The sequence below is a fragment of the Paenibacillus sp. 1_12 genome (assembly GCF_900114475.1).
Lineage (GTDB): Bacteria > Bacillota > Bacilli > Paenibacillales > NBRC-103111 > Paenibacillus_S.
This window is the reverse complement of the sequence record NZ_FOTE01000001.1, coordinates 409565-422675: the sequence shown is the minus strand read 5'-3', so window position 1 is coordinate 422675 and position 13111 is coordinate 409565. Positions and strand designations below refer to the sequence as shown.

Here is a 13111-nt window from a genome sequence, read left to right as displayed (position 1 = left end):
TACTTTAAAACCCACAAAATATAAAATTGAGATTGACGGATATTATTCATTATTCACAAGAAATTATCACCATAAACATAAAAATAATAGTCTTAATTCTTATGAATTTTTTTGATTTTGTTTTCAATCGATAATTCATATTGTTCAAAGCATCGGTTTATTGTATAGTGTACCAAGACAGTTCGCGACCATCCTGTCTATAAACAAAACTATGGAGGTAAGCGCATGAACAAAACAAGCCGTACAGCAAGTGATCTATCGAAAGGAGGGGCAATCCCTTATCTGCCGATAGATGCTTCAACCCGTAAGTTGATTTTATTGATGGCAGTCTTTATTTCATCGCTCATGATTGCGAACATTGTAGCGATTAAGATTGTCGATGTCGGTTTTGCTGATGTCACGGCCGGTATTTTCTTCTATCCGATCACGTTTATTATTGCGGATACGATATCGGAAATATGGGGTCGAAAAGTAGCGCGGCAGGCGATTTGGATCGGGTTATTCATGAATGCCTGCATGGTTGGAGCATTTACACTCGTCATTCATATGCCGTCAGCGGTGTTTTTCGAGAATCAGGCTGAGCTGGCGACAATTCTAGGTGGCGTTCCAAGAATTGTGCTTGCTTCGTTAGTGGCCTATTCGATCAGCCAAAATATTGATGTGTATCTGTTCACTCGTCTGAGAGAGAAAACCAACGGCAAGCATCTTTGGCTGCGCAGCAATGTGGCGACGATTACTTGTCAGCTGCTGGATACTTCGGTATTTTTCGTGATTGGATTTATCGGAATTATGCCGATACCCGACATGGCAGCGGCCACAGCTACAGAGTTCGGCGTCAAGATAGCAATGTCTGTCGTCGGTACACCGATTATTTATTTATTGGTTAGATGGGTGAGAGGAAACTCCAGGTCGACCCAACTACCTCAATATGAAGTGTCTCGCAATGCTCAGATTCAATAGAAAAGGCGAACACCCCTTATTCCCTGCTTTCAGTGGAGTAAGGGGTGTTTATTATAATAACTAAGCCCCGCCAGCCAGGCTAACGGGGTCCAAACGGTGAAGGACTAGAAGCCATTCGCTCATTTTTTATTTATGATTAGGTTTGGTCTTCTTGTTGCGGTTGAATGTCAATATCCCTTCGAACTAGTTCTCCTTCGAGTAATTCAATAAAAGCTCTATCAACTTTATGCTTAATCGCAAGGTTGTAATATTCAAGTAAATCCTCGTCATTCACTTTATTCAGTATTGAAATCAATCTCCTTATTGCGAAGGCTCCTATCCCTTCACCTATAAAAATTATGCAAATAACAACCTTAATTTACAATATGTGTAATATTATGTAAGAATTTTTTGCGATATTTTTATTATTTTGCAATGCAAAAACCAGTCCGTTTTTCGGACTGGTTTCATGACTTTCTATGACGATAAATTTACAAAGCTACGATTTGGCGTTCCTTTTGTTTGAAGTACACCCATTCTTTAAAGCCGATTTCCTTTAACCGCTTGCTGACCTCGTCCCAATCATCGCCTACTCGCTCAGGAACATGGGCATCCGATCCAAAGGTAACTCTGACTCCGTAATGAAGCGCCCGTTCAAGCACTTCATCCACCGGATACCAGCCGCCGCATGCTTTGGTTTTGCCGGAGGTGTTGATTTCGATAGCGACATCGTGCTCGGCAATGATCTGGAGGGTACGATCGACGGAATCGGTTGGCACAGCCGAGAAGGGAACAAAGTAGGCGCGCATTGCGTCAATGTGGCCAAGGATTTGAAAAATACCGCTGCGAGCCGATTGTTCAATCAGACCGTAATAAATGTCCTTTTGTTCAATGAGCTGAGCATCGGTTAGTCCCTGGAAACGAGTCTTATTGAAAATACTTGTACCCCCGGACAAATGAACGGACCCAATAATGTAGTCAAAAGGGTATTGCTCGTATATTTGCCGGTACAGCTCTGCATGCTCAGGGAAAAAATCGGACTCCACGCCCAGCAGCACATCGATTTTTCCGCTGTATTCCTGCTTAAGCTTCAACACTTCATCGATATATATGGCGAATTCACTTTTACCCATGGCGATGCCCGGTTGTTCGCGTTCCAGCTTACTTCCAAAATAGGGAGAATGGTCAGAGATCCCGATTACCGACAGCCCGTGACGGATTCCCGCCTCAACATAATCGCGTATCGTACCTACGGCATGGCCGCAGCGTTCGTGGTGTGTGTGTAAATCAAATTTCATTAAGATTCACTCCGATCCGATAAATTGTATTTCTTGCATGCCTTTTAAATCCAATAAGAATTGATGCAGCGCCGAGCTTAAATAGCGTCCGGATTTATATATAACGCCGACAGGGTGGCTGATTTCGAGTTCATGAACTTTAATCATCTTGAGGGTACCCAGACGAAGCTCGTTAGCAATCGACATTTTCGATATAATCGCAGCCCCAAGATTCAGCTCGACCATTCGTTTCACTTCTTCGCTGCTCGACAGCTCCATAACGATCTGTGGAGTCATATTAAGCTGCTTGAAAATTTGATCGACAAACCTGCGACCCGCTGTTTCAGGCGAGAGCATAATCAATGAAATGTCATGCAGCCTTTCAATAGGCACATGAGCGTAGCGGCTGAGCGGATGATTGGGTGATACAACCAGCTCAAAAGTATCATAATACAATACTGAGCTTTCGAGTGAAGGCTGCTTTTCAAATAAATACGTAATACCGATATCAATGGCGCCGTTTTCAACGCTATGCATGATTTGTGAGGTAGTCATCGAGTGGATCGTCGTTTTGATCAAAGGAAATTGATTTTGAAAATAGGACAGCACTCGCGGTAAGATCTGAATGGCGATTGAGGTAGTCGTTCCTAGGTGAATATGGCCCTGCGGCGTATGATTCAAATCGTTCAGTCGTTCCTTCATATCCTCAACCGTATGCAAAATCAATTCTGCATGTTCCAGAAATATACGTCCGCTGTCGGTTAGTGTTACAGGTTGGTTACGGTCAATAAGGACAGTTTTGAACTCATCCTCCAGACTTTTTATCTGAGCGGATACTGCAGGCTGGGTGAGGTTAAGCAGCTCGCCTGCCTTGCGGAAGCTCATCGTCTTGGAGATCGTAATTAACGTTTCGAGTTGGTTCAAATTCACTTTATCGGACCCTCCTTTCCAAAGGTTATGCCTCTACTGGGTATACAAACCGATTTGAAAAATAGATAAATTTTATCGTTTTGCCCAATAATATAAATACAATTTCTCAATACAGACATTATATGATACATGACGACGAGGAGCAAACCTAAATAGGGCAAACTCAGATAAAAGTACGGGAGCCCCATATTATTTTTAGGTAAATTGCTTGTTAATTACTCAAATTTGAATATAATATTTAAAGTAGTTACTAAAGTAAAAATGAGGGTGAATGATGGTTAACAAAAAATCTAATGTCCGACTGACGATCGTCGGGTTAATGTTGGGTCTGCTGCTGGCTTCGCTTGATCAAACGATAGTCTCCACAGCGATGCCAACGATTGTTGGTGAGTTTGGAGGCTTGGACAAGTTTGTCTGGGTTTTTTCCGCGTATTTGATTGCCAATGTAGTTTCGATGCCAATATTCGGTAAATTGTCTGATATGTATGGTCGTAAGAAGTTTTTCCTGCTGGGCTTGGTCGTATTCATGGTCGGCTCTGCCTTATGCGGAACGTCAACGAGTATGTTCGAACTGATCGTGTACCGAGCTATTCAGGGGATAGGCGGGGGCGCGCTGCTGCCGATTACGTTCACTATCGTATTTGACCTGTTTCCACCTGAGAAGCGGGGTAAAATGCAGGGCTTGTTCGGTGCCGTCTTCGGTATTTCCAGTGTGCTTGGACCTCTGGCTGGAGCGTATTTTACGGATTATGTGAACTGGAAATGGATATTCTTCATTAACCTGCCGCTGGGTGTTGTTTCTTTCTTGTTGATCACTTTATTTTATCATGCGTCACTACCGAATAATCCGAATCAAAAGATCGACTGGTGGGGAACGATTACTTTTGCCGCTTCAGTGTTGTGTCTGATGTTCGGTTTAGAGCTTGGCGGCAAAGAGTTTGCCTGGAACTCGCTGCAGAGTTATAGTTTATTTAGTGGTTTTGTCGTGCTGCTGGCGTTATTTCTTTGGATTGAAACCAAAGTATCTGATCCTGTCGTACCGCTTAAATTGTTCCGAAATAAGCTTTTTACAGCGAGTATGGGAGCCAGCCTGTTTTATGGTGCGATCCTGATGTCGGCCGCTTCTTATATTCCTTTGTTCATTCAGGGTGTTTATCAGGGCTCGGCTTCAAGTGCAGGACAAGTACTGACTCCGATGATGCTCGGTGTTGTTGTAAGCAGTGTGTTTGGAGGCCGTTTTATTAGTAAATTGCCTTACCGTAATATTTTGCTCGTATCGTGTGCACTACTGCTTGTAGCGACTTCGTTGTTATCGACATTGTCCTACTATTCACCCGAGTGGGTCCAATCATTGTATGGTATATTCGGAGGCACAGCTCCGCAGCTGACACCACGATCATTGGTTATTGTTTATATGATTCTAATGGGCTTGGGGATCGGGGCATCTTTCCCGGTTGTTTCGATGTCATCGCTTCATAATGTAGGTTTTGAGTTCCGCGGGACCGTGACGTCTATGGTTTCCTTCTTTCGTTCGATCGGCTCGGCTATCGGGGTGACCGTACTTGGAACTGTGCAGACTTCCGCACTAACTTCGCGGCTGACAGAGCTGCTTCCAGGCTCTAACATGACACAGATTGATCCGCGAGCGCTTTTGCAGCCTGAGGTCAGAGCCAAGATTCCACCGCAAGTATTGGAAAAGCTGACGGTTGGGCTAGCAGATTCAATTTCCATTGTATTTCAATGCACATTGATCATGGCAGTCGCCGCGTTGATCTGCATCCTGTTAATGGGTAAGGCTAAGATGGAAATTCCGGCGCATACGAAGCAAAAGGCATAGTGTCTAAGAGAAGCCTATGAGATTTCATTCCTATCAGAGCGGGTGTAGACACGCACTCGAAATTTTTAGAAATAAGGTGATTGCTCCATGTCCATGAAGCTGGTTATTTTGGGGCTTTTAATGGAAAAAGAGTGCCATCCCTATGAAATCAAGCAGACGATGATGGAACGTGATATGCATTATTATATCAAAATGCGCGATGGCTCTTTATATTACGCAATCGAGCAGTTGAAAAAAAATGACTATATCGAGGCCGTAGAAACGGTTAAGGACAGCAGCAGACCGGATCGCACCATTTACCGGATTTCTTCATCAGGGAAGCTGTTGTTTCAGGAGCTGCTGCTGCAACAATTTCAGGAAAAATCCCCTGTCTACTACCCGATGGTAACGGCATTAATGTTTGCTGGCTACGGGGATCAAGGGAAAATTTATCAGATTATTTTAAAGAAAATCGAAGAACAGAAGCTGAAAAATCGCCAAATGAAGGAGCTTTATGAGGAGCACATTCCAATCGTGCCTCGTGGCGTACTTCATATGATGTCATGCTCTTATGAGCATGGTCTTACACAGCTGCGCTGGCTGGAGCGTCTGGCTAAGGACGCCAAGGATGAACGCTTGAGCGAGAGAGGGCTTCCGTTAGAAGAGTAACCACTGACTGGAGATCTGGCGGCATCTCGGCAAAAATGATTACGCAAGCTGGTTCACAATGAGACGAAGAAGCCTCCAAATCCACATCAGTGGCATTCGGAGGCTTCTTGGTTAGTCAAATGAATTTGGTCACAGTCCCAGATTAAGGCTCAATGCGATTAATCTCAAGGTGGGCGCAGTCGTTGAATAGCTGCATCGTCCACTGCTGGTCTTCAAGTTTAAAGCGGCTAATGGACGTATTTGCTGCTTCGAATGGCTGCATATGATGGGCAGGAAGACCGATAGCGTGCCGTAAGAAAGCACGAATCGGACCTCCATGCGTCACGATCATAATATGCATGCCAGGATGCAGCCGCGCGATGCGATCAATCTCGGCAACAATTCGTTTGTGCAGGTCAACAAACGATTCCCCGCCAGGAGAACGAAATTCCGGATTAATCCGGCTAGCCTTCCAGCCGGCAGGATCAGCGGCAGCGCATGCCTTGTAGCTCATTCCCGTCCAGTCGCCGCGGTTGATCTCCCGCAACTGGGAGGAGGTTCGAATTTCCTTATCGTGCGGCTTCCCGAGGATGGCAGCCGTTTGCACCGCACGCAGCAGGTCGGAGCTGTATAACACATCAAATTTCAAATGGGACAACCTCGCTGCCAGCAATACGGCTTGACGTGTACCCTCAATCGCTAACGGATTATTCATTTGTCCCTGAAATATAGGTTCGCGGTTGACATCGGTTTCTCCATGGCGGATCAGACTGATTATCGTAGGGTTCATTTGTGTAACCCTTTTTCTTGGCTTAGTGCTTCGGCAAGCAACATCAAATGATCACACACAAGCTCTGCCCGAATACCGGTTCGCTGCTCATGTGCTTCCAGAGTGCTTCGCTTGACCAGACCAGTAAGCACAAGTGCAGTTCGGCAGCCCGCGGCTAGTCCACCTTGAATATCGGTTTGCAGATTATCGCCGACTACCCATATTTGATCACATGGCAGGCCGAGCCTGGCAATAGCATAATTCATAATAATCGGTGACGGCTTGCCGATAATCGTCGGTTCCACCTGACTGGCTCGTTCTATACTAGCTGCAATGGAGCCTGCACCAGGATGAAGCTCATGATTCATCGGCAGCAAATGGTCGGGATTGGTCAGTATAAAGGCTGCCCCGCTGCGAATATATCGAACTGCCATTGAAAGCTTCTCATAGTTGAACTTCCGGTCAATACCCTGCACAACAAAGTCAGGCTGTGCACCGTGCTCGGCTGTCTGGAAACCGGCATCCTGTAGAGCTTGCTGAAGCCCGACTTCTCCAATCGCATAGACCTGTTTACTGCTGGCACGTTCCTGCATATATAGAGTAGCTGCTTGAGAAGACGTAAGTACCTCTTCAGGAAAAGCCTCTATCCCTGTAGCACGCAAGTGCGCTGCTACCTGCTCGGGCGTACGAGACGAGTTGTTCGTTACGTATAAGTAGGGATAATGATGGCCGCGAAGCCATCCTATAAATTCGGGAGCATAAGGAATAGGCGCATCCCCGTCGTATAAAGTCCCATCCAAATCAAGTATAAATCCTATCACTGTCGGCTCTCCCTTTCGTAATACCGTAATTCTGTGGTCGATCTGATTATTGTAACAAATAAAGGAGTAAAGCTGCCACCACTCTTTTATGATGATAATCCGATTTACAAGGACGGGTCCCTGTGATATTATGATGAAAATTTTCCGCAGACGCAGGAGGTCACGATGAGTGTAATTGAGGCTGTTGTTTTGGATCTGGATGGTACACTTTTGAATAGTCGCCGCGAAGTATCACCCCGAAGTCTTCGAGCCATTCTAGCTTGTCATCAAGCGGGTATTCAAGTGATCATTGCGACAGCAAGGCCTGCTCGGTCTGTACGTTTACTTCTCCCCCCTGAAATGATGGAACTGGGCTGTGTAATTTACTATAACGGTGCTCATACTGTGGATGCTACTTATGAGACAGAGGATCATCTGTGGATTGATCAGCAGACGATCTCAGATCTGTACGAGGCGATAATCAGATGGAATTCGGGAACTTTTGTATCATTTGAAGTATTGGGTACGATGTTCAGCAATCGTGGTTTGACGCAGGAGCAAGCACAGCTTTTAGGTTTTCCTGATGGAGATCCGATGCCCGACGTATGCTCCCGAGAAGATATGAATCAATTCCTGCTGTCCAAAATGTTATTGTCGAATGAAGACGATATCTACACAGAGCTGAGCCGTGATTTTGGACAGCGGGTCAAAATCATGTTGACAGACGGCGGTCGACTGATTCAAATTATGAATGCTGGTGTTTCTAAAGCGGCTGCCCTGCTTCCTGTATTGAATCGCAGAGGCATTCACCATGATCAAGTGATGGTTTTTGGAGACGATTATAATGATCTTGAGCTATTTGATATGTGTGGTTATCCGGTAGCCATGGGCAATGCTATCGAGGAATTAAAAAGCAGGGCGAAGCAATTGACAGCGACCAACGATTTGGATGGTGTGGCCATCGTGTTGGAATCCTTGCTGCTGAACAACAAGAATAGAAATTAACAACTGCCAAGCACCTATACGCTTTTACTCAGAGGATGTGGATGAGCCGATGAATAAGTTTGACAAGCAGGAAAAAAGGCTGCTGCTCATATGTGTCATTGTCATCGTGTTGTTGGGCATTTCGCTGCTGCGTCGTTTTTTTAGCTGATGGAGTGCAGGGAATGAACAAAATCCGTTATTTTATTTGAAAATCGGCATGAGCACCTGTCTTTCCTTCATAGCTTTGTAGTAGGAAGAACTACAAGGTGAGGGAGAGGTGTCTTATGTCTTTTTTTGATAAGATGAAGCAAGGCGCATCGGGCGCAGCCAAAAAAGCGCAGCAGACGGTCGAAACCACTAAACTGCGTACGCAAATTACAGCCAAGGAAAAAGAGCAGGAGAAGACCAGCAAGCTGATAGGAGAAGCGGTGTACAAAGCGTATACAGCCGGCAATTGGAAACAGGCGGACAAGGAAGTGACCGCCCATTGTCAGCATATCAGCGCTTTGCGTCAGGAAATTCAGTCTATTGAACTGAAAATTAAACAAGCCCGCCATATGAAGGAATGCCGCTGCGGTAAGGTTGTTGCTGCTGACGTTAAATTTTGTCCGGCATGCGGGTATTCTTTTACAAGCTCATATGAGGAGAAAGCATCGGCGGCTGAAATTCGCCTAATTTGCCAGGCTTGTCGGACCGCTAATGATGCGGATACGAAGTTTTGCTCACACTGTGGTATCGCTATGTAAGGAGCTTTAGCTGCTTCCTGTCTAAGCTGCCCCGATCTATTGCAAAGGACCTGATTGTTGATTCTGACGGGACATGAGGTCAGTAGTCCAATCGATCATCCCATTCATCATGGCAAGGACTAGATTAACCACATCCTCCTCACTGAGAGGGCTGCCTGAGGTTTGATTGGATATATAGGTTTGCATTTTTGATTCCAGCTGACTGGTTAAATCCTTGAGCTTGGAAAAGTCCTGAGCGATGGATTGAAAATCGCTATTCTGCTCGCTGGAATCATAGCTGTCGCTTTGACTATCACTATTATCGGCTTGCTTTGATTGATCATCAGAAGAATTACTGCCGCTATCGGCTTGCTTTGATTGATCGTCAGAAGAATTACTGCCGCTGTCAGCTTGCTTTGATTGGTCGTCAGAAGAATTACTGCCGCTGTCAGCTTGCTTTGATTGATCGTCAGAAGAATTACTGCCGCTGTTGGCTTGCTTTGATTGATTACCTGAAGATTTGCTGCTGCTGTCGGCCTGCTTGGATTGATCACCTGAAGATTTGCTGCTGCTGTCAGCCTGCTTGGAATTTCCACTGGATTCATCCTTACAGTTGGCGTCCTGTTCGCCGCTTCCTGAATTTGATTGTGACCTGCTATTGTTATTTGTCTGGTTGCTGCTGTAGACTTGTTTTTGAAGCATTTCTTTAATGGATTGCAATTCATGGGTCAAACTTTGATTTTGTTCATTGAGTTGCTCGATTTCATTCTTCAGCTCGCGATTACTAATCATGGTGGTCGCTCCTTCAGATGGTATTAAGATGTTACATAGTATGGCTCAGCAGCTTGAACTTCATCCAGAAATTGACGTTCGGCATATTGCCATTTGTCTTCACAATAAAGAGAACTGTACCTGTACAATGCATTAATTTAATTCGGCAACTTGAATGATTACATCAGCTATTTAGAAAAGGTGGGTTCATGAGCAAACCAGTAACGATTTACGATATCGCAAAAATGGTTAATGCATCGACGGCAACCGTTTCCCGTGTACTCAGCAACAGTACATATCCGGTCAGCGCTGAGATGAGCAAAAAAATTAAAGCAGTTGCGAAGGAATTGAATTATACACCCAACATGCTGGGAAAGCAGCTGAAAACGAATAACAGTATGACTATCGGCGTTATTATTCCGTCAATTAGTAACCCGTTTTATGCTGATGTTGTATTAGGAATTGAAGAGATTGCGCGCAAGAACGGTTATCATGTGCTTTTATGCAACTCTCATCAAAATCCGGAATTAGAAGCTGAATATTTACAAACGCTTCTTGAGAAACAAGTAAAGGGCCTTATTGTGTCGTCTATTTCCAAAAACAAAGACTTCCTTGACTCCTATCTCGAAAAAGGGCTATGTGTAATTTCAATCGATCAATATATCGACAATCCCGATGTATATCAGATCGGATTCGATTATCGCAAAGGAGCTTATCTTGCTTGTAAATATTTAATCGAACAAGGTCATACCAACATTGCCTATGTCACCGCTATTTTGGATCGCCCCAGCAGATTAGGTTTGTTTCATGGTTACCATGACGCGCTTCGGGAATCCGGTATAGAACCGTTGGATTTGTGGATCTTAGAAGCGGAGGAGGGGCTTGAGAACACGTATAGCAGCGCTTTTGAATTCAATATTGGCAAACAGTTGGCGCATAGATTAATGAAGCTTGATAAAAGGCCTACTGCGATTATGACTTGCAACGATTTAACTGCCTTTGGCGTAATAAGTGAGCTTAAAGAGCAGGGCATTGATGTGCCAGGCCAAATATCTGTAGTGGGATTTGATAATATCGAATTTTCCCAAATGAGCAACCCAGCTTTAACAACTGTTGATCTCCCCAAATATGAAATGGGTAAATTCTCCTGCAACATGTTAATGGATATTTTGGTTGGTAAAACCATTGATGTCAAAGAGATTGTGCTTCAGCCTAAATTAATCATCAGACAATCTGTCATGCAGAATTAGAGGTTGTCTTTTGTTATAAAAGTAATCGATTTCTAAATCATATCGAAATTTAGCTGTTTTCAGCGAAGCTAAGCATTCTGATATGGCAAGAAAAGCTTCCGCTTAGACATGAATGCATCGATTTTGAATAGACTTTAGTGAGTTGATTTTCTAATTGACACTTTTTATTTGAATATGATACTCTCAAAATAACAAAAGTAATCGATTACTATGAATTTCTTGCTAATCCATTTTGAATACGATTCTGAGGGAGAGATGAACATGAATATCCATGTATTGAAAAATGCTCAGGAGCTAGGCCGCGAAGCAGCTGCATTTTCCGCTGAGATCATTAATAAGACAATCGATCAAAAAGGAATGGTCAGATTAGTTCTCTCAACAGGAGCTTCACAATTTGAAACTTTGGAAGCGCTTATACAATTGGATATTGACTGGAGCAAAGTGGAGATGTTCCACTTAGATGAATATGTAGCGCTTTCCGAGCAGCATCCAGCCAGCTTCCGTAAATATCTGAAAGAACGGTTTGTCTCCAAAGTACCCTTACATAAAGTTCACTACGTTAACGGAGAAGTCAATCTGCATGATCATATTGCTGTTCTGACTCACGAAATCCGAAAGGCGCCTATTGACCTTGCTTTAATTGGCATTGGCGAAAACGCTCATATTGCTTTTAACGATCCTCCGGCTAATTTTGACACGAAGGAGGCCTATATCGTCGTTGATTTGGATGATAGCTGTAAAAATCAACAGGTGGGTGAAGGCTGGTTTGCCACTCTCGATGAGGTTCCGAACCAAGCTATTTCGATGACGGTGCATCAAATCATGCAAAGCGAGATCATTGTATCGTGTGTGCCTCATCAAGTTAAGGCCAAAGCTATTAAAGATTTTTATACTAGTGATGTGAGCAACCAAATTCCCGCAACTATTTTGAAAACACACCCGAATTTCACGCTATTCCTTGACGAGCAATCAGCATCGGACACGTTTTAAACAAAATGAAAGCGTACCCAAAAATCGTTGGGAGGGGAAGCGGATTACGAATAATTGGACAGGTATACATTGGCTAACGGGAAAACCGGTAACGGTTACGACTATGGATGGAATTGTGGTTTCAGTGGCGGAAACGGAAACATCTGTCGATCATTGGATTGCCCCCGGCTTAATCGACGTACAGCTTAATGGGATTGGCGGCTTTGATTTGAATGGATTGGATACAACGGTGGAAACAATCCGGCAAATTGTAAACATACTTCATCGGGGAGGGGTTACACGTTTTTGCCCAACAGTGGTGACAGGTACAAAGGAGCGTATGCTTCACTGCATAAGGACGATAGTGGAAGCTTGTCAATCGGACCCGTTGGTCGCTTATGCGGTAATTGGCATCCATGTGGAAGGGCCCTTTATTGCACCGGAAGACGGTCCTCGAGGTGCTCATAACGGTGCTTGGGTTAGGGACCCGGATTGGGACGAATTTTTGGAATGGAATGAAGCAGCAAAGGGACGAATTTGCAAGGTTACACTCGCACCTGAAAGACCAGGAGCCATTCCTTTTATTGAAAACTTGCGTAATCTTGGCATTGTCGCTTCTATCGGTCATACAGCGGCTGCAGAAGAAGACATACAGGCGGCTGTGAAAGCTGGCGCCACGATGAGTACACATCTGGGTAATGGCGCCCACCCTTATATCAAACGGCATCCCAATTACATTTGGGCACAGCTCGCTGAGGATAAGTTATGGGCAGGACTAATACCTGATGGGTTTCATCTGCCGATGTCTACACTTAAAGTCATGATCCGTACAAAAGGGAAAAAAGCGATTTTAACCAGTGATGCCGTTAATTTAGCAGGTATGCCGCCAGGTAGGTACAATACACCTCTTAATGACGATGTAGTGTTAGAAGAGAATGGGTTTCTCCACTTAGCGAGTACACCTGATATATTGGCGGGATCTGCTACACCTTTGCATATCGGGGTGCAGAATGTGGCGATGGCGGAGATTTGTTCGCTTGGCGAGGCGATTTCTATGGCAACTCTTCATCCTGCAGAGCTGTATGGTCTGGATAAGCAAGGTGTTGGGATGATCCAGGCAGGCTCGCCTGCGGATTTTATCCTTTATACTCACAACATCGATAATAGTTGGACGATATTGGAAACCGTATCTAATGGTGAAACCGTTTATGCATTACCCAATAAGCAGTAAGG

14 protein-coding genes are annotated in these 13111 nt (G+C 44.5%); 8 read left to right on the top strand and 6 right to left on the bottom strand.

All coding sequences use genetic code 11. From position 1 onward, the window contains the following. The first annotated feature begins 225 nt into the window (after positions 1-225). The gene (locus BM210_RS01840; RefSeq protein ID WP_091163893.1) at positions 226-960 is read left to right on the top strand and encodes a queuosine precursor transporter; all 735 of its coding nucleotides are present in this window, start codon (positions 226-228) and stop codon (positions 958-960) included. 136 nt (positions 961-1096) lie between these two features. Here the strand turns inward: BM210_RS01840 and sda are convergent, their stop codons facing one another. The 3 genes from sda to BM210_RS01825 form a co-directional block, all read right to left on the bottom strand. After that, positions 1097-1234 carry a sporulation histidine kinase inhibitor Sda gene (sda, locus tag BM210_RS36145; RefSeq protein WP_371263412.1) on the bottom strand — a complete coding sequence of 46 codons (138 nt, stop codon included), beginning with the start codon at positions 1232-1234 and terminating at the stop codon, positions 1097-1099. Between the two features lie 196 nt (positions 1235-1430). Beyond that, entirely contained in the window at positions 1431-2237 is an 807-nt protein-coding gene (locus tag BM210_RS01830; protein ID WP_091163891.1) for a histidinol-phosphatase, read from the bottom strand. Positions 2238-2243: 6 nt separating this feature from the next. Next, positions 2244-3146: a LysR family transcriptional regulator gene (locus BM210_RS01825; protein ID WP_091163889.1), complete on the bottom strand. Its 903-nt coding sequence runs from the start codon at positions 3144-3146 to the stop codon at positions 2244-2246. A gap of 274 nt (positions 3147-3420) precedes the next feature. Here BM210_RS01825 and BM210_RS01820 point away from each other — a divergent pair, with 274 nt between their 5' ends. Together BM210_RS01820 and BM210_RS01815 are read left to right on the top strand one after the other, a co-directional pair. Next, complete coding sequence (locus BM210_RS01820; RefSeq protein ID WP_091163887.1) at positions 3421-4983, top strand: MDR family MFS transporter; 1563 nt, start codon at positions 3421-3423, stop codon at positions 4981-4983. An 87-nt stretch (positions 4984-5070) separates the two neighbouring features. Further along, positions 5071-5631, top strand: coding sequence for a PadR family transcriptional regulator (locus tag BM210_RS01815; protein ID WP_091163886.1), 561 nt, complete (start codon positions 5071-5073; stop codon positions 5629-5631). Between the two features lie 142 nt (positions 5632-5773). Here the strand turns inward: BM210_RS01815 and BM210_RS01810 are convergent, their stop codons facing one another. Then, the gene (locus BM210_RS01810; protein WP_091163884.1) at positions 5774-6400 is read right to left on the bottom strand and encodes a histidine phosphatase family protein; all 627 of its coding nucleotides are present in this window, start codon (positions 6398-6400) and stop codon (positions 5774-5776) included. Next, positions 6397-7200, bottom strand: coding sequence for an HAD-IIA family hydrolase (locus BM210_RS01805; RefSeq protein WP_091163882.1), 804 nt, complete (start codon positions 7198-7200; stop codon positions 6397-6399). Before BM210_RS01805 ends, BM210_RS01810 begins: the two co-directional genes overlap by 4 nt. Positions 7201-7365: 165 nt before the next feature. Between BM210_RS01805 and BM210_RS01800 the strand changes: the two genes are divergently transcribed. Together BM210_RS01800 and BM210_RS01795 are read left to right on the top strand one after the other, a co-directional pair. Continuing rightward, complete coding sequence (locus tag BM210_RS01800) at positions 7366-8184, top strand: Cof-type HAD-IIB family hydrolase (RefSeq protein ID WP_091163880.1); 819 nt, start codon at positions 7366-7368, stop codon at positions 8182-8184. Positions 8185-8447: 263 nt separating this feature from the next. Next, entirely contained in the window at positions 8448-8909 is a 462-nt protein-coding gene (locus BM210_RS01795; RefSeq protein WP_091163877.1) for a zinc ribbon domain-containing protein, read from the top strand. A gap of 36 nt (positions 8910-8945) precedes the next feature. On the opposite strand, the gene BM210_RS01790 is transcribed toward BM210_RS01795, so the two are convergent. Next, positions 8946-9680 carry a hypothetical protein gene (locus BM210_RS01790; protein ID WP_091163875.1) on the bottom strand — a complete coding sequence of 245 codons (735 nt, stop codon included), beginning with the start codon at positions 9678-9680 and terminating at the stop codon, positions 8946-8948. Positions 9681-9868: 188 nt separating this feature from the next. Between BM210_RS01790 and BM210_RS01785 the strand changes: the two genes are divergently transcribed. From BM210_RS01785 to BM210_RS01775, 3 genes are all read left to right on the top strand, one after another. After that, positions 9869-10909 (top strand): LacI family DNA-binding transcriptional regulator, encoded by a 1041-nt coding sequence (locus tag BM210_RS01785; protein ID WP_091163874.1) that lies wholly within the window; start codon positions 9869-9871, stop codon positions 10907-10909. Between the two features lie 261 nt (positions 10910-11170). Further along, on the top strand, positions 11171-11899 hold the full coding sequence (locus BM210_RS01780) for a glucosamine-6-phosphate deaminase (RefSeq protein WP_091163872.1): 729 nt from the start codon (positions 11171-11173) through the stop codon (positions 11897-11899). Next, on the top strand, positions 11868-13109 hold the full coding sequence (locus BM210_RS01775; RefSeq protein WP_091163870.1) for an N-acetylglucosamine-6-phosphate deacetylase: 1242 nt from the start codon (positions 11868-11870) through the stop codon (positions 13107-13109). Before BM210_RS01780 ends, BM210_RS01775 begins: the two co-directional genes overlap by 32 nt. Positions 13110-13111 lie beyond the last annotated feature (2 nt).